15 protein-coding genes and 1 other annotated feature are annotated in these 17,643 nt (G+C 58.9%); of the genes, 9 read left to right on the forward strand and 6 right to left on the reverse strand.

What is annotated here, in order from left to right; translation table 11 throughout:
• Positions 1–85 precede the first annotated feature (85 nt).
• Positions 86–523, reverse strand: a complete 438-nt coding sequence (locus O9X91_RS14525; protein ID WP_077982517.1) for a DUF6163 family protein — start codon at positions 521–523, stop codon at positions 86–88.
• A 174-nt stretch (positions 524–697) separates the two neighbouring features.
• On the opposite strand from O9X91_RS14525, the gene hemB reads away from it, so the two are divergent.
• The 5 genes from hemB (at position 698) to O9X91_RS14550 (ending at position 3,907) form a co-directional block, all read left to right on the forward strand.
• Entirely contained in the window at positions 698–1,711 is a 1,014-nt protein-coding gene (gene hemB / locus O9X91_RS14530) for a porphobilinogen synthase (protein ID WP_142912549.1), read from the forward strand.
• Between the two features lie 97 nt (positions 1,712–1,808).
• Positions 1,809–2,267: an RDD family protein gene (locus O9X91_RS14535; protein WP_077982519.1), complete on the forward strand. Its 459-nt coding sequence runs from the start codon at positions 1,809–1,811 to the stop codon at positions 2,265–2,267.
• Between the two features lie 177 nt (positions 2,268–2,444).
• On the forward strand, positions 2,445–3,203 hold the full coding sequence (locus O9X91_RS14540; RefSeq protein ID WP_142912548.1) for an arginyltransferase: 759 nt from the start codon (positions 2,445–2,447) through the stop codon (positions 3,201–3,203).
• Positions 3,204–3,299: 96 nt separating this feature from the next.
• Complete coding sequence (locus O9X91_RS14545; protein ID WP_059752528.1) at positions 3,300–3,521, forward strand: AbrB/MazE/SpoVT family DNA-binding domain-containing protein; 222 nt, start codon at positions 3,300–3,302, stop codon at positions 3,519–3,521.
• Positions 3,518–3,907, forward strand: a complete 390-nt coding sequence (locus tag O9X91_RS14550; RefSeq protein WP_059752524.1) for a type II toxin-antitoxin system death-on-curing family toxin — start codon at positions 3,518–3,520, stop codon at positions 3,905–3,907. Before O9X91_RS14545 ends, O9X91_RS14550 begins: the two co-directional genes overlap by 4 nt.
• A gap of 66 nt (positions 3,908–3,973) precedes the next feature.
• Here the strand turns inward: O9X91_RS14550 and parC are convergent, their stop codons facing one another.
• Positions 3,974–6,226 (reverse strand): DNA topoisomerase IV subunit A, encoded by a 2,253-nt coding sequence (gene parC, locus O9X91_RS14555; RefSeq protein WP_077982522.1) that lies wholly within the window; start codon positions 6,224–6,226, stop codon positions 3,974–3,976.
• 229 nt (positions 6,227–6,455) lie between these two features.
• On the opposite strand from parC, the gene O9X91_RS14560 reads away from it, so the two are divergent.
• Positions 6,456–7,646, forward strand: a complete 1,191-nt coding sequence (locus tag O9X91_RS14560) for a hypothetical protein (RefSeq protein WP_137410085.1) — start codon at positions 6,456–6,458, stop codon at positions 7,644–7,646.
• A 43-nt stretch (positions 7,647–7,689) separates the two neighbouring features.
• Here O9X91_RS14560 and O9X91_RS14565 read toward each other — a convergent pair whose 3' ends face one another.
• The 4 genes from O9X91_RS14565 to aspS all read right to left on the reverse strand — a co-directional run bounded on the left by O9X91_RS14565 (position 7,690) and on the right by aspS (position 13,353).
• Positions 7,690–9,171 (reverse strand): SulP family inorganic anion transporter, encoded by a 1,482-nt coding sequence (locus tag O9X91_RS14565; protein ID WP_142912547.1) that lies wholly within the window; start codon positions 9,169–9,171, stop codon positions 7,690–7,692.
• A gap of 75 nt (positions 9,172–9,246) precedes the next feature.
• Positions 9,247–9,302, reverse strand: a sequence feature (sul1 is cis-regulatory element that is thought to sense ions involved in sulfur or methionine metabolism; They are found in Alphaproteobacteria).
• Between the two features lie 77 nt (positions 9,303–9,379).
• Positions 9,380–10,831: a cell envelope integrity protein CreD gene (gene creD, locus O9X91_RS14570; protein ID WP_269834318.1), complete on the reverse strand. Its 1,452-nt coding sequence runs from the start codon at positions 10,829–10,831 to the stop codon at positions 9,380–9,382.
• A 255-nt stretch (positions 10,832–11,086) separates the two neighbouring features.
• On the reverse strand, positions 11,087–11,563 hold the full coding sequence (locus tag O9X91_RS14575; RefSeq protein ID WP_137410083.1) for an FUSC family protein: 477 nt from the start codon (positions 11,561–11,563) through the stop codon (positions 11,087–11,089).
• Between the two features lie 2 nt (positions 11,564–11,565).
• Positions 11,566–13,353 (reverse strand): aspartate--tRNA ligase, encoded by a 1,788-nt coding sequence (aspS, locus tag O9X91_RS14580; RefSeq protein ID WP_142912546.1) that lies wholly within the window; start codon positions 13,351–13,353, stop codon positions 11,566–11,568.
• A gap of 191 nt (positions 13,354–13,544) precedes the next feature.
• On the opposite strand from aspS, the gene O9X91_RS14585 reads away from it, so the two are divergent.
• From O9X91_RS14585 to O9X91_RS14595, 3 genes are all read left to right on the forward strand, one after another.
• Complete coding sequence (locus tag O9X91_RS14585) at positions 13,545–14,816, forward strand: MFS transporter (RefSeq protein ID WP_077982527.1); 1,272 nt, start codon at positions 13,545–13,547, stop codon at positions 14,814–14,816.
• 82 nt (positions 14,817–14,898) lie between these two features.
• The gene (rnd, locus tag O9X91_RS14590) at positions 14,899–16,059 is read left to right on the forward strand and encodes a ribonuclease D (protein ID WP_269833215.1); all 1,161 of its coding nucleotides are present in this window, start codon (positions 14,899–14,901) and stop codon (positions 16,057–16,059) included.
• Positions 16,060–16,538: 479 nt separating this feature from the next.
• Entirely contained in the window at positions 16,539–17,567 is a 1,029-nt protein-coding gene (locus O9X91_RS14595) for an adenylate/guanylate cyclase domain-containing protein (RefSeq protein ID WP_217004566.1), read from the forward strand.
• Positions 17,568–17,643: the final 76 nt, after the last annotated feature.

A 17,643-nucleotide genomic window follows, 5' to 3' on the forward strand; every position in this document is an offset into this window, starting at 1 on the left:
AGCGGGAACGCCCTGAGCGTGAACATTATAAATCAATGACTTAACGGGAAAAATTGGCGTGAAAACGGACCGAATTGCTTTATTCTTATGGTAAATCAATTCTTGCGCGTTCTTCATTCTGGCGGTGATCCAGCCAGAAAGCGACCAGGAATAGTATATAAATGGTTGCCACGAGACCGTGCATGACGGGCACCAGCGTGTTGGCACCGAAGATATGCGGCCACACCTTATACATGGCGATCTGCGCACCCGCGCCCATGACCCACATGACCGCACCCCAGGAGGCTCCGAGCCATAGCCCGAGTGCTGCAACGGGGAAAATAACGGCCAGCGCGCTGCCAGCCACGCGCCAGGGCAGGTTCAGCATATCGAACCGCCCATGGCCGCCAAGCGAATAACCTGTCAGCATCGCCCAATATTGCAGGCCGAACCAGAAACAGGAAACCGCAACCAGCCTCATGAAGACCAGAAAGAGGATTTCCGCGAGCGGGCGTTTCGGCAGAGGTTGAGAATCAGGTTCCATGGCCGGAAGATACGGTCTCGACGAACGGGCGACCAGCCCATATTGAATCTCGCCACCCGCCTTGTCAAAGCATCATCGTCGTCGCAGGACGCTGATGAGGGAAGATTGTCGCATTCGCATGGGCCACGCTTCATGATATGCAGCTTTCGAAATTTGATCGAAGGACATTCTGACATGCAGGACAAAACGCATCTGGTCGACGAGATCACCGGCCATCGCCGCATGCGGCGCAATCGCAAGGCGGATTGGACGCGCCGTCTGGTGCAGGAAAATCGCCTGACCGTTGACGATCTCATCTGGCCGGTCTTCATCGTGCCGGGCAGCAATATTGTCGAACCCATCCCCGCCATGCCCGATGTCAACCGCATGAGCGTCGACCGGCTGGTGGAAGCAGCGAAGGAAGCCGCCGATCTCGGCATTCCCGCCATCGCCACCTTCCCGAATATCGAGATGGAGCTGCGCGACGAGACCGGCTCCAATGCCCTCGAGGCCAACAATCTCATCAATCAGGCAACGATCGCAGTTAAAAAAGCCGTTCCCAACATCGGCATGATCACCGATGTCGCGCTCGACCCTTTTACCAGCCACGGCCATGACGGTATTTTGCGTGGCGACGAGATCGTCAACGACGAGACTGTGGATCAGGTCGTCAGGGCGGCCATCCTTCAGGCGGAGGCAGGCTCGGACATTATCTCCCCTTCCGAGATGATGGATGGCCGCATCGGCGCCATTCGCCGTGGTCTCGACGCCGCCGGGCACCAGAATGTCGGCATCATGGCCTATGCGACGAAATTCTCGTCGGGCTATTACGGCCCCTATCGCGAGGCCATCTCGACGGCGGGCCTGCTGAAGGGTGACAAGAACAGTTATTACATCAGCCCCGCCAATGGCATGGAGGCTATCCGCGACGCAGCACTCGACGTGGAGGAAGGCGCCGATATGCTGATGGTCAAGCCCGGCCTGCCCTATCTCGATATCTGCTGGCGGCTGAAGGAGAATTTCGGCCTGCCGACATTCGCCTATCAGGTGTCCGGCGAATATACCCAGATCAAGGCGGCCGCCATGAACGGCTGGATCGACGGCGAGCGGGTGATGATGGAAACGCTTCTCTGTTTCAAGCGTGCGGGCTGCGATGGCGTACTCACCTATTTCGCCATCGAGGCCGCACGCAAACTGGCAAAGGGCTGAGGCCTGCACTTATTGTATTCGGTCGTTTTCTTCCCATATTGTCTGCTGACACGGCACTCATGCCGCGCTGTCATGCCCTCTCAGGAGAAAACGACCGATGAGCCTCGACCAGAACCCCACCTATGCCGCACCGGATGACTGGCGCGCCTATAGCGGCGTCCTGAGCCGGCGGGTCTTCGCGTTTCTGATCGATTACGCGATCGTGCTCCTCTTGTGTATCCCGGCTGCCGTGATCGTCTTCTTCCTCGGCATTATCACGCTGGGTCTCGGCTTCTTCCTTTATCCGGCGCTCTTCGTGATCGTTGCGGTGCTCTATTTCGGCATGACACTCGGCGGCCCGTCGCAGGCCACCCCGGGGATGCGGGCGATGGGGATTGCGATGGCGCGCATGGACGGACGGCGAATCGATTTCCTGCTGTCGACCGTTCACATCGTGCTTTTCTGGGTCATCAACTCGGTTTTGACGCCGCTGATCCTGCTTGCAGGCCTGTTTACCGAGCGCTCGCGCCTCGTTCACGACTTCCTGCTTGGCACCGTTATCGTCAGAACGCGCTAATATGGCGGAAAGCCGCGTAAACGCGGCTTTCAACCCTTACAATACCTCATCCCGCAGTTGACGTTTTCCGTCATTTTGCCATTCTGTGGCATTATGCATGTCGCTTGAAGCGCCGCCGCCGTCCCCGTGAAATCGCGGCGCGCTTTCATAACAGACGCAGGAGGCGATCACGGTTCGATGAACACGCAGGCGACGCCCTCTCCTCAATTCTATCTTACGGCGCCGGCCACCTGCCCCTATCTGCCGAACCAGATGGAGCGGAAGGTCTTCACCCATCTGGTCGGCCCGCGCGCCGCGGAAATGAACGACCTTTTGACCCAGGGCGGTTTCAGGCGCTCGCAGAACATCGCCTATCGCCCGGCCTGCGAAACCTGTCGCGCCTGCGTGTCCGTGCGTATCCTCTCCGAGCAGTTCCAGCCGACGAAATCGATGCGACGCGTTCTTGCCGCCAACAGCGATGTCGTCGCAACAGTTCATGCCGCCGAACCCTCCACAGAACAATTCGCCCTCTTCCGCCGCTACCTCGACCACCGGCATCAGTCCGGCGGCATGTCCGACATGTCGGCGCTGGACTATGCGATCATGGTGGAAGACACCCATGTGAACACCCGCATCATCGAATACCGCGTGAGAGAACCCGGTTCCGGCATCGATTCCAGCAAGCGCGGCGAACTGCTGGCCGTGGCACTCAGCGACGTGATGAGCGACGGCCTGTCGATGGTCTATTCGTTCTTCAATCCGGAGCTGGAAAAACGCTCGCTCGGCACCTTCATGATCATCGATCACATCACCCGCACCCGCGCACTCGGCCTGCCGCATGTCTATCTCGGCTACTGGGTCGATGGTTCGGAAAAGATGGGCTACAAGACCCGCTACCATCCGCAGGAGCATCTGACGTCGCGCGGGTGGGAGGTTTATACGCCCGAAGAAAAGTAACCGGCATTTGGAAGTGTCACATCCAACCTCCGGAAATCGTACATTGTGTGCGAAGCTTAGCCATGTTATAACGCCGTTATAACAGGAGCTATCGTCATGAACATAACGATCCGCAAAATCGGCAATTCCGAAGGCATCATCATTCCGAAGGAAGTTCTGGATCGCATGGGTCTCAAGGCCGGCGACGCGCTGGAACTCAGAGAAACTGCCGGCAATATCGAACTCGTTCCCGAGCATGCGGAACTGAGAGAACAGCTTGAAGCCGCCCGGCGTGGTATGAAAAAATACCATACAGCTCTGAGAGAACTCGCCAAGTGAGCAATATAAAGTGGCTCTCCCGTGTCGCCATCGAAGTTATACATCAAGAGCAATTAGCCGAACACGGTGGCTTGCCGGGCCTCAAGGATGAAAACGCACTCGAGGCAGCTTTGGCGCGTCCATTGCACAAAGCTGCCTATGGAGAAGAGGAACCACTGAAACTCGCCGCCGCTTATCTTTACGGTATAGCGCGCAACCATCCCTTTTCCGACGGTAACAAACGCACGGCTTTTCTTGCCGCCTACACTTTCCTTTTTATCAACGGACTTGAAGTCGTTGCCGAGCAAGCGGACATCGTGGCTTTTGTTCTCGATGTCGCTGCAGGTGAGATCGATGAGGACGGCGCATACCGTTTTCTCAAAGATCACACTATACCGCTCCATTGAACAGAAACGCCGCATATCGTTTCGATACGCGGCGCTTCATCGATAACCTGTCAATACCAGACGGCTTTACCCGCCAAACTTCCCGCTACGCGGAAAGCCCTTCGGCACAGTGCGGCCCGCCGTCGCGCGGTCGGCCAGCCATTCGCGCAGCTCTTCACCGACCTTGTTGAAGAGACGCCCGGCCGTGTCGGACCAGCTGAGGCCCTCGGCAAGCGCGAAACATTTCACGTCGACAACGCCGCCATCCTTGTAGCGCTGGAGGCGCACGCCCTTGCCACGCGACATTTCCGGTATCTGCGCCAGCGGGAAGGCCAGGAGTTTGCGGTTTTCGCCGACGACAGCGACGTGGTCGCCGGTAACGGGAACCGCGAGCTTGGCTTCGTCAGGCATGGATACGTTCATGATCTGCTTGCCCTTGCGGGTATTCGCGACCATTTCGCTTTCCGCAACGATGAAGCCGTTGCCGGCGGTGGAGACGAGCAGCAGTTTGCGTGATGGATCATGTACGAAGGCGGTCAGGATATCCTGATCGTTCTCCATGTCGACCATGATGCGGATCGGCTCGCCATGTCCGCGGCCGCCCGGCAGCTTGTCGGCGCCGAGCGTATAGGCCTTGCCGCCCGTCGTCAGCAGCAGCAGCTTGTCGGTCGTCTGTGCCGGGAAAGCGAGCTTCGGGCCATCGCCCTCCTTGAAGGTGAGCGACGAGGTATCGGACATGTGCCCCTTCAGCGCCCGGATCCAGCCCTTCTGCGAGATGACGATGGTGACCGGTTCTTTCTCGATCATCGCCTGCTGGATGGCCTCGATATCGGCATCCGGCGCATCCGCGAACTGCGTGCGGCGGCGGCCAATCTCGGTCGCCTTGGCGTATTTCTTTTTGACCTCGCCGATTTCCCAGGCGACCGTCTGCCACTGCTTGTCGTCGGAGGCAATCAGCGCTTCGATTTCGGCCTTCTCATTGCTGAGGTCGTCGAACTCCTTGCGGATTTCGAATTCCTCGAGCTTGCGCAGATTGCGCAGCCGCATGTTGAGGATGGATTCGGCCTGCAGGTCCGTCAGCGACCATTTCGCCATCATCACCTGTTTCGGCTCATCCTCCTCGCGGATGATGCGGATGACTTCATCGATATTCAGGTAGGCGACAAGCAGGCCGCCCAGAATTTCCAGCCTGCGGTCGATGGCCGCCAGGCGGTGGCGGGAACGGCGGACAAGAACGTCCTTGCGGTGCGCCAGCCACTCGCTCAGCACCTCGTTCAGCGCCATCACCTTCGGCACCTTGCCGAGCGATAGCACATTCATGTTGAGCGGCAGTCGGCTTTCGAGATCAGACAGGCGGAACAGCGATTCCATCAAGAGCGTCGCATCGACCGTTCGGCTCTTCGGCACCAGCACGATTCGCACGTCTTCGGCGGATTCGTCGCGTATATCCTCAAGAAGCGGCAGCTTGCGGGCAATCAGCAGCTCGGCGATCTTCTCGATCAGGCGCGATTTCTGCACCTGGAAGGGTATTTCGGTGATGACGATCTGGTAACCGCCGCGGCCGAGATCTTCCGTCTCCCATTTGGCGCGCACGCGGAAACCGCCACGACCGGTCTTATAGGCATCGAGAATATTCTCGCGGCTTTCGACAATCACGCCGCCCGTCGGAAGATCGGGGCCGGGAATGAATTCCACCAGCTTCTCCACCGACGCATCGGGATGCTTGATAAGATAAAGCGCCGCATCGCATAATTCATGAGCATTGTGCGGCGGGATTGACGTGGCCATGCCGACAGCGATGCCGGATGCTCCGTTCGCCAGCAGGTTCGGGAACGCGCCCGGCAGAACAACCGGCTCTGAATTTGACTCGTCATAGGTGTCGCGGAAATCAACTGCATCCTCGCCGATACCCTCGAGCAGAAGCTCGGCCACCGCCGTCATCTTACTTTCGGTGTAACGCATGGCGGCGGGGCTATCGCCATCGATATTGCCGAAATTACCTTGGCCGTCCACCAACGGATAACGCAGCGAGAAATCCTGCGCCAGACGCGCCAGCGCATCATAGATCGCCTGATCGCCATGGGGGTGGTAGTTACCCATCACCTCGCCGACAATCTTCGCGCATTTGCGGAAGGCGGAATTGGGCCGCAGACCCATTTCGCTCATGGCGTAGACAATACGCCTGTGAACCGGCTTCAGGCCGTCGCGCACATCCGGCAGCGCACGATGCATGATCGTGGACAAGGCGTAAGCGAGGTAGCGCTCTTCAAGCGCTGCCTTCAAATCGACCGGATGGATGTTATCGTCTCCGCCGGACGGAGGTACAAGATTTTTTCCCATGGTGCTTGACTAGCGGAAATGCCGATTCCCGGCAAGAAATTCAGGGGTCGCAGCTGTGGATGAACGCAACCCTTTCATGCGATTTTTTGTTAACCGCGTTGCAAATGCCGCAATGCCGCCGTCATGGGAATCGATCTAAATCCTATAGACCTTTGAATAATCGCGAATATAAGTATCAGCATTCGAATTCGAACACGGTGCACAGCCGTACGTTGAGGGAAGAAACATCATGAGACTGAAATCCACCCGGCAGGTTCTTTTCGCGAGCGCCGCGCTTCTTACGCTTTCGGCGCCCGCTTTCGCGCTGGATGGCGGGGATGTTCTGAAGAAGATCAATGCGGCCTATGCCGCACAGGGCGGCGAGATCGCTGCCGGCTCCGTCGCCGTTAACGGCTCGACGGTGACCCTGAACAGTGTGACCTTCAACCCGGTCGCCGATCCGGCCAAGAAAATCCCGGTTGGCAATATCACGCTCGAAGGCGTCGAGGAAAACAACGGCGGCTACAAGATCGAGAACGCCCGTTTTGACGATATCGACTACCGGCAGGACAAGGTTGAGATCAAGGCGAGCGACATCTACATCTCCGGTCTCGTCATTCCCGCAGACTCCACCACCGGCACCATCGATGCGCTGATGTTTTATGACGAAGCGCATAGCGGCCCGATCTCCGTTTCTGTCGACGGCAAACAGGCTTTCTCGCTTGAGGAAACCAGCGCGACGATGTCGGTCAGCGATGACAAGAACTCCATTGGCTTCGACCTTGACGCTTCCGGTTTCAAGGCCGATCTCAGCGAAGTCACTGATCCCGCGACCAAGGACGCGATCGAAAAGCTGAAGCTGCAGGCGCTCTCCGGCGACATGACCATGAGCGGCAGCTGGGAAGTGGCCTCCGGTACCATCGATGTTGAAGAATACGCCATCGACCTCGATGATGTCGGCCGTCTCAACATGTCGTTCGGTTTCTCCGGCTACACGCTCGCCTTCATCAAGTCGATGCAGGAGACGGTGAAGGCGCAGGCCGCCAATCCGAACAAGGAACAGGCGGATCAGGCGGCGAGCCTCGCCATGCTGGGCCTGATGCAGCAGTTGTCCTTCATCAACGCGGAGATCAGCTTCGAAGACGCCAGCATCACCAAGCGCGCCATCGACTATGCCGCAAGCCAGCAGGGCATGACGGGCGATCAGCTTGCCCAGACCATCAAGGGCATGGCCCCGATCATGATGGCTTCGCTCAATGTTCCGGAATTGCAGAACATGGTGTCGGCAGCAATTAACACCTACATCGACAATCCGAAAAACTTCTCGATTACGGCGGAACCGGAAAAGCCGGTTCCCTTTCCGATGATCATGGGCGCTGCGATGGGCGCGCCGAACACCCTGCCCAAAATGCTCGGCGTGACGGTGACGGCAAACGAATAGGACGACAAAGCCCCGGTTCAAAACCGGGGCTTTTCATTTTCACTCAATGCAGCGGTGCGGCAGCGGCTTCCTGCTTGTCGTGCAGGGCGAAGCGGTCGATCATATGGGCGCTCGCCTCATTGACGCCGATCACCTCGACCCGCTTGCCGCCTCTGCGGAACTTCAGGACCACCTTGTCCAGCGCGCCGACCGCCGAAATATCCCACAGATGCGCCTCCGTGACATCAATCGTCACCGCCTCCACCTCTTCGGCAAAATCGAAGGCGGCGATAAAGCTTTCCGTCGAAGCGAAGAAAATCTGGCCGTCGACGCGATAGATCCGCTCTCGGCCATCGGCTGAAAGCTCCGGCCGGACATGGAAGAGTTTTGAAACCTTGCCCGCAAAAAACACGCCGGAGAGAAGGACGCCGGCCAGCACGCCCTTTGCAAGGTCATGCGTTGCGAGCACCGTGCCGACCGTCACCAGCATGACGATGCTGGAGGATGGCGGATTGCGGCGCAGATCAAGAATGGAGCGCCACGAGAATGTGCCGATGGAGACCATGATCATGACAGCTACCAGCGCGGCCATGGGAATAATGCGCACGAGATCATCCAGCACCAGGATGAGGAACAGCAGGAACGCGCCCGCGACGAAAGTGGACAAACGGCCCCTGCCGCCGGAACTGACATTGATGACGGACTGGCCGATCATGGCGCAGCCGCCCATGCCACCGATGAGGGCAGACGCTATGTTGCTCGTCCCCTGCCCGATACATTCCTGGCTTTTGTTGCTGCCCGTATCCGTCATGTCGTCGACGATCTGGGCCGTCAACAGCGATTCCAGCAGGCCGACAGCGGCGAGCGCGACGGAATAGGGAAAGATGATCTGTAGCGTCTCGAAGGTCAGCGGCACCTGCGGCAGGGCCAATATCGGCAGCGTCGAGGGCAACTCGCCGAGATCGCCGACCGTGCGGATATCCATGCCGGAGAAAACCGCAACGCAGGTCAGGGCGACGATGGCGACCAGCGGTGACGGGATGATCTTCGTGACCAGCGGAAAGAGATAGATGATCGCAAGGCCAGCCGCGATCATGACATAGGTTTCGACCGGCACGCCGATCAGTTCCGGCAATTGCGCCATGAAGATCAGGATCGCCAGCGCGTTGACGAAACCAGTCATGACTGAACGCGATACGAAACGCATCACCCGACCGAGCTTTGCAAAGCCCGCCGCGATTTGCAGTACGCCCATGAGGATGGTGGCCGCGAAGAGATATTGCAGCCCGTGTTCCTTGACAAGCGTGACCATCAGGACGGCGGTGGCGGCGGTTGCCGCCGAGATCATACCCGGTCTGCCGCCGGTGAAGGCGGAAACGCAGGCGATGGCGAAGGAGGCGAACAATCCCACCTTCGGATCGACGCCGGCGATGACGGAAAAGCCGATGGCTTCGGGAATGAGGGCGAGTGCCACGACGATGCCGGAAAGGAGATCGCCGCGAATATTGGAAAACCACTCACGTCTGTAAGTCTGAAATCTGTTCATTTAATTTTTTTCGCAAAGAATGACGCACCGGCCGGAGCCATGTCCGGTAGATTAAGAAGGACTGTCGGTGCTTTGCGTTGTCTGGCGGATCGGCGGCCAGAAGAGCCACCCGGAATTTCACCGGGTCCGTGGTGAATGCCCCATCTATAAACGGCAAAAAAGCGGGCCGCAAGTTGTGCGCCCGCTTTTAAGATCAAGCTATCCCACCTCAGGTGGCGTTGGTCCGTGTGCTGTTTGCGACGTCGATCGAAACAGCCGCTCCAGACCAGTCCACTTTGCGTGTTGCAAACATGGTCGCCGCGATGGCGATGAACGATATGACCGCGCCGGCAAGCAACGCATACTCGTCCTCATTCAAGACCAGATACATCACGCCATAGGCCACCGCCAGAACGCTGAAAAGCGCAAAACCGTTGCTGCGACTACGGGTGGCACTGCCAAGGTAAAAGGTAATCAGGGCCGCTGTGGAGAAGGAGGCCGCCGCATAGGCAACGGTGAAACCCGTATGTTCGGCGAGCGCGAGCAGCAGCACGTAGAAGACGATGAGTGCCAGACCCGTCAGCACATATTGTATCCAGTGCACAACGCTGCCGCCCTTGAGTTCCACAATGAAGACGGCGAGGAAGACAAGCGAGATGAAGCCGATGGAATATTTCAAAGTTCGGGCGATGACCTGATAGAACTTCACCGGCTCAACGAGATTGATCGTCATCAGGCTGTTGGAGAGCGGCAGCCGCGAACCCTCGACAACACGGTCTATGCCTCTTGCGAGATAGGGAATAGTCCAGCTGGCGTTGAAATCCGAAGCCGTGACCGTTTTGATTTCCGGCAGGAACAGGCCTTCGAAACCCGGATGCGGCCAATCGGCTTTTGCCGTAAAGCCCGTCGTCTGGCCGGCGGGTGCGATGGCGAAACTGCCCGACCCATTCAGCGAGAATGCGATATCGAAATCAAAGCCGCTCTCGATCAGGTTTCTGTCGATCGGCCTGTGCACGCCCGCATCTGATCTTATGGAACTGTTTTCACCGGCGCGGCTTGAGATGACAGAAATATCGCGCATACCGGGATCGAAGGGCAAAACTGCGCCGCCGTTTATCCGAACCCCGGCGCTCGACCTTATACCGGTAATATCCTCTATGCTGAGGACGAGAATGGCGTTGTCGAGGCGCGGTGTGCCGGCAAAACGGGCGAGATCTGTCAGGACTCCCTGCCCGAAGCGCCCCTTCAGCACGAGATCACCGTTATAGACGGGCAAGCTGTAGATCGAGAGCTTCTTTTCCTCGGTTTTGAGGTCCGCTGTCACCTGCAGCGTTTCCGGCATGACCAGCGCCCACTCCGTCACGCGATCCACGATGGTTCGGCCATCAACCTCGCGGCGGCGCTCCACGTCGAAGGGCACGGCAAGATAAGGGCCATTCACAACCTGATCGCCGCCCCACCCGTTCGCGATCCGTCCGGAAACCTCCCTCGCCCGGGAGGCGCGCTCTTCCGTCAGCCCCCAGACGAGCATGAGTGGAACCAGCAGGATCATCGAAATGAGACCGATCATCAGAAACTTCGCGCCGGGTGAACGCAGGCTGGCGGCAAAATTGCCGCGCGGCATGGCTGGAGGAATTGGCCCGACCGGCGGTGGCGGCTCTTTGTTCGTCTCGTGTACCATTCTGAAATCCTCATAAATATGATCGCGCCAGAACCGGAAAAATTTCGGCTGGCGCCGTCCCAGTTTTAAAATCAAGTGGCTTGCATCCCCGAATTGGATACAGCCCCATACTGGGGTTGGATTTCGGCCGTTTATTCGCGGAATTCGGTAAATCTCGCGGAAAAATTGTGGCGGCGCCGGGATTGGTGTGCCAGCAATAGTTCATATCGCGAGTGGTAGCTGGCTTTGGGGCGAAAGTGATGAGCGCAAGCGGAGCTAGAGCTTCAGCCGCTCGCGAAAGAAGACGAGCGCTACGGCCACACCGGTCGCGACGCCCACAATAACATCGACAAAACGGACAAGCCCGGCAACCTGCGGCCCCATCAGGAGCACCAGCATGGCTGAAGCGCCAGCCTGTATCGGCACGACCGGCGGCAGGCCGAATATGGAGGCGAGGATCATGGCGATGAAGGTCGCCGAGGCCAGCCGGATTTCAGCGAAATCATGTGGGACAAGGAGCGCGACCTCCCCGACGAGAATGCCGATGGTGACACCGACCATCAGCCCAAGGCCCTGACGGACATGGCTTGGAATTCCAGGAGCAAGGCAGATCAACGCGCTGATCGCAGCAAAGACGGGTTGTGGATGGCCAAGCCACCGATGCGCCACCCAGAACGCAAAGGCGGCCGCAAGTGCGGCCGCCAATGCACGGGTGAAGGCTGCGCGAACCCGGTCGAGCAGCGTCTTCAACACGATCAGTCTTTCTTGGACGGAACGACGCGCAGCGCCAGTTCGCGAAGCTGCGTCGGCGTTGCCGGCGACGGCGCGTTCATCAGGAGATCCTGCGCCTGCTGGTTCATCGGGAATAGCGTGATTTCGCGCAGGTTCTTCGCGCCGACCAGCAGCATGACGACACGGTCGATGCCGAATGCGCAACCGCCATGCGGAGGCGCGCCGTACTGGAACGCGCGGTAGAGGCCGCCGAAGCGCTCTTCCACGTCGCTCTGCGACAGGCCAACCTTTTCGAAGGCCTTGACCATCAACTCGGGCGACTGGTTACGGATCGAACCGGAGGCGATTTCGAAGCCGTTGCAGACCGCGTCATACTGGAAAGCCTTGATGGAGAGCGGGTCCTGCCCTTCCAGCGCTTCCATGCCACCCTGCGGCATGGAGAAGGGGTTGTGGGCGAAGTCGATCTTCTTTTCTTCTTCGTTATATTCGAAGAAGGGGAAATCGACGATCCAGCACATTTCGAAACGGTCGCGGTCGATCAGGTTCAACTCGTCGGCAGCGCGGGTGCGCGCTTCACCGGCAAACTTGTAGAACTTGGCAGGATCACCGGCGACGAAGAAGCAGGCGTCGCCCGCCTCCAGGCCAAGTTGCTGGCGCAGCGCCTCGGTGCGTTCCTCACCAATGTTCTTGGCGAGCGGGCCGGAGCCGCCGACCTTGCCGTCTTCTTCCTTCCAGAAGATGTAACCGAGGCCGGGCTGGCCCTGGCTCTGCGCCCAGGCGTTCATGCGGTCGCAGAATGCGCGCGAACCGCCGGTCTTGGCCGGAATTGCCCAGACCTGAACCTTCGGGTTGGAGGCGATCATGTTCGCGAAGACCTTGAAACCCGAACCATCGAAGTGCTCGGTCACGGCCTGCATGACGATGGGGTTGCGCAGGTCCGGCTTGTCGGAGCCGTATTTGCGGATCGCTTCATCATAAGGAATGCGCGGCCATTCTTTGGTGACAGGCTTGCCTTCGGCAAACTTTTCGAAGACGGCCGTCATCATCGGCTCCATCGTGGTCCAGACATCTTCCTGGGTCACGAAGCTCATTTCGACGTCGAGCTGGTAGAATTCGCCGGGCAGGCGGTCGGCGCGCGGGTCTTCGTCGCGGAAGCACGGCGCGATCTGGAAATAACGGTCGAAACCGGCCACCATCAGAAGCTGCTTGTACTGCTGCGGCGCCTGCGGCAGAGCGAAGAACTTGCCTTCATGAATACGCGACGGCACGAGGAAGTCGCGCGCGCCTTCCGGCGAGGAGGCCGTGAGGATCGGCGTCGTATATTCAGCAAAGCCGGCATCGGCCATGCCTGTGCGCATGGCGGAGATGATCTGCGTGCGCTTGACGATGTTCTTGTGCAGCGTTTCGCGGCGCAGGTCGAGGAAGCGGTATTTCAGGCGAACGTCTTCGGGGTAGTCAGGCTCACCGAAGACCGGCAGCGGCAATTCCTTGGCCACGCCGAGAACCTCGATCTCCTGGGCGTAAAGCTCGATCTCGCCGGTCGCCATGCCCTTGTTGACGGTGTCTTCCGAACGCGCCTTGACGAGACCGTCGATGCGGATGACCCATTCGCCGCGCACGGTTTCGGCAACCTTGAAGGCCGGGCTGTCGGGATCGGCCACGACCTGGGTGATGCCGTAATGGTCGCGAAGGTCGATGAAGAGAACGCCGCCATGATCTCGCACGCGGTGAACCCAACCGGAAAGGCGAACGGTTTCGCCGACGTCGGACTTGCGGAGAGCGGCACAGGTGTGGCTGCGGTAACGATGCATTTTTATATCCTGGAACGTGTCGTGCGCCCGTTGGAGGCCAGATGGGCGGCACTGTCGAAATTTGCCGGAAAAGCGCATGGCCAGCCTGATTTGTCAAGGCAAAGCGCAACAATGTCGCCTTCAGCCTGTCCTTTCCTCTGCCTTCGCTTTAGATAGGACTAATCCAGCCCGCCAAACCGAGTCGGCCCGCAATGAGCCAGATCAGACCTCTTATTCCGCTTCTCGTGACTGCCGGTATCCTCATCGGCGGCAACGGCCTGCAGGGAACCTATATAGCGCTGCGCGGTCTCTCCGAAGGTTTTTCCGCCAGCACCATCGGCCTCATCAGCGCCGCCTATAGCATCGGATTTGCACTCGGCTGTATTTCCGTAACGCGGCTTTTGCGCAAGATCGGGCATATCCGAACCTTTGCAACCATGGCCGCGGTCGCCTCCGCCGCTTCCATCGCCATGCCGCTCATCATCCACCCACTATTCTGGATGCTGATGCGTTTCGTCATCGGCATTGCGGTCGCCTGTCTTTTTGCAGCTATCGAAAGCTGGATCAACGCGCAGGTCACGAATTCAAATCGGGCGCGCACGCTCTCCATTTATCGTTTCGTCGATCTCGGCTCCGTGACGCTGGCGCAATATGTCATTGCCGTGATGGGTGTCGAAGGTCCGGTGGTGTTTTCGTTAATTGCGATAGCGCTGGTGCTGTCGCTGGTGCCGATCTCGCTTGCCGACAAGTCCAACCCTGCCCCGCCGAAACAGATTCCCTTCGATCTTTTCGCCGTCTGGCGCATCTCCCCGCTTGCGGTCGTCGGTTGCGTGGCGGTTGGCCTCAGCATGGCAGCCTTCCGCAATATCGGGCCGATCTATGCCGAGCAGATCGGCTTTTCCGTTACCGCCATTGCCACCTTCATGAGTGCGGGCATTATCGGCGGGGTCGTGTTGCAATATCCGCTCGGCGTTTATTCCGACCGTTACGACCGGCGCATCATCATTCTCGCCACAACGGCGGGCTCGGTCATCGTCGGCCTGTTTCTCGCATTCTTCGCCGGCACAAATGAATGGAGCAACATCATCGGGGTCTTCATCTTCGGCGCTTTCGCCCTGCCGCTTTATTCATTGAGTTCCGCCCACGGCAACGACCACGCCAAGGAAGGCGAACATGCGATGATGTCGGCTGGACTGTTGTTTTTCTGGTCTGTCGGAGCGACGGTCGGGCCGCTTCTTGCCTCCGTCCTGATCGATCATTTCGGCCCGAAGGCGCTGTTCAGCTATACGGCCGCAATACAGATTGTTTTCATCGCTTACACGATTTACCGGCTGCAGGTGCGCGAAGGCGTACCACTTGAGGAACGGAACTGGCGGTTCAGCTCGCTGTTGCGCACCTCGGCCTATTTCCAGAAGCTCGCCGCCCCCAACCCACCCAAAAAGGATGGGCCGGAGCCCAATCCGCCTGAGAAAAACGATCCTTGAGCCTTGAAAAGCGGGCTTTGTATTGACATGCGCGCGGCAAAGGGAAAGTAAGACGGATAATTTTCACGAGTGGCCATTTGCAATGATTGAAACGACTGCCGCCCTCGCCGAGGCCTGCACGGAACTGGCGAAATCGGAATTCATTACCATCGACACCGAATTTTTGCGGGAAACGACCTTCTGGCCAGAGCTTTGTCTCGTCCAGATGGCGAGTCCTACCCTTGAGGTGCTGGTCGACCCACTCGCCAAGGGCATTGACCTTACGCCGTTGTTCGAACTGATGGCCAATCCAAACGTCGTGAAGGTTTTCCATGCGGCGCGTCAGGATATCGAAATCATCTATCATCTGGGCGGGCTGATACCGCATCCGATCTTCGATACGCAGGTCGCCGCCATGGTCTGCGGTTTCGGCGATTCGATTTCCTACGATCAGCTGGTCCAGAGAATCAAGAATGTGCAGATTGACAAATCCTCGCGCTTTACCGACTGGAGCCGTCGTCCGCTGACCGAAAAGCAGCTGGATTATGCGCTGGCCGACGTGACCCATCTGCGCGATGTCTATCTGGCGCTGAAAGCCCAGCTGGAGCGCGAAGGCCGCTCGCTGTGGCTGACCGAAGAGATGGATATTCTGGAATCGCGCGACACCTATGACATGCACCCCGACGATGCATGGCTGCGGTTGAAATCGCGTCTGCGAAAGCCGACGGAACTTGCGATCCTCAAATTCATCGCCGCCTGGCGCGAGCGTGAGGCGCGCTCCCGCAACGTGCCGCGGTCGCGCGTCCTCAAGGACGATGCGATCTTCGAAATCGCCCAGCAGCAGCCGAAGGACGCCGAGGCGCTGTCGCGGCTTCGCACCATTCCCAAGGGTTGGGAACGGTCCGCCTCCGGCACCGCCATCATCGAAACGGTGAATGCGGCGCTGGCACTGCCGAAAGAAGAGATGCCGAAGGCGCCGCGTCACAGCCACGCACCGGAAGGTTCCGGTGCTGCCGTGGAGCTTTTGAAGGTTCTGCTGAAGCTGACGGCAGACAAGCACGGCGTCGCCGCCAAGGTTATCGCCAACAGCGACGATCTGGACAAGATCGCCGCTGAGGGCGAAAAAGCGACCGTGGCGGCGCTGACCGGCTGGCGGCGGCAACTCTTCGGCGATGTGGCCCTGAAGCTCATCAATGGCGAAGTCGCGCTGCGCTTTGCCGGCAAGAAGGTCGAGGCGGTGGAGGTTGCGGCAAGCGAGCCATAACGGCCCGCCGCTTTCCACCCCGACGACGACCTCCTCGACCGCTATAATCGCGGCCCGAAAGGCATGGGCTGCGGCTGGAGAGGCTGGAAGGAGAACGTTCCCTTCATTGACTGCGCCACCTGCACCCGCACGGGAGAACGCTGTTCGACCGGGCCTGGATCGACGTCGACCGGCTGCGTTTCGCCGCCTTCCCCGTCAAATGGTCGAAACGCTCGCCGGATGACTGGCCGCAATCCCCGCTTGAAACCGCCTATCACAGAACATTCTATCAGGCGTATAAGAGCGGCAACGCCGATTTTGCGGCAACGGCGCAACAGCCTTACCAATCCTTCATGCAACCTTACCGATTGCTCACTTTTTGCGGCGCTTTTTCCACATTAATGTCGCATATGACCTCAACAGAAGCTTCGCACGAAGGGAGCGGCCTGCCCTTCTTTCCCAAGACCAAAGCCTTCCCTTCCCGAGACCCAAGAACCGACATGAGAAAATTGCTGCCCATTCTGGATTACGTGGTGCTCTTCGTTGCCGTGGCCGGCAGCGGCGTGGCATACGCCTTTCTGGAATATGGCGGCGGTGCATTGATCGGCGCGACCTATGCGTTGTTTGCCTGCGCACCCATCCTCGCTTTCGAGCGCGGTTACATCATGCCTGGCCTGTCGCGGCAGGTGAGCGCCCTGCCGACGCCGGCCTATATCGCCGTCGGCCTCGTCATTTATGCCATCCTCGTCTTTTGCGGCTTCGGGCTTGGTGGCACGATCCTGTGGTTGAGCGGGATATTTCCAGGTACCTGGAAACGCGCCGTCCATGCCGAGCTGCAGACGCTGATCTTCACCCTCATTGTCTGCGGCATCATCGTCTTCATCATGAGGGTGCGCGAGCTTCTCGGCCGCGATATCTTCATCGACCTCATCCTGGGGCGTTATCGCCGGCCGGTCAGCGAAGACCGCGTCTTCATCTTCATCGATCTCGTCGGCTCCACCTCCTTCGCCGAGACCCATGGCGACCTGAAGGCCCAGGAATTTCTCGGGGAAATCTTTGCAAGCTACGCCGCACCTGTCAGAAAACACGGCGGCGTCATCGACGACTATATCGGCGACGCCGCCATCATCACCTGGCCCTATCACATGGCGATAAGGCGGGCGGCCTGCGTGCGCTGCGTCTTCGATATTCAGGCGACCATTGAAAATTCCCGCGACGTGTGGCTTTCCCGCTTCGGCGAGGTGCCGCGCCTGCGCTTCGCCATTCATGGCGGGCCGGTCATTACAGCGGAAATCGGCGTCGACCATCACAAGATCACCTATTTCGGCGATACGGTGAACACGACCTCGCGGCTCGAATCGCTGAGCAAGATGCTCGGCCATCCGGTGCTGATTTCCGCCGACCTCGCCCATCAACTGGTGCTTCCCAAGGGCGTGCGCAGCGAATATCTCGGCGAACATGCGGTGAAAGGCCGTGGCCAGACGCTGGGCGTTTGCACGCTCAGCCAATATCAGGCGCCCGCCGTATAATTTCATCAAAGCTTCAAACGGCAATCACCCGCCTGTCATGTGGCGACCCTATCGCGTCAATCCTGTCTTCAACAGG

It is taken from the genome of Agrobacterium salinitolerans (genome assembly GCF_027498475.1).
Taxonomy (GTDB): domain Bacteria; phylum Pseudomonadota; class Alphaproteobacteria; order Rhizobiales; family Rhizobiaceae; genus Agrobacterium; species Agrobacterium salinitolerans.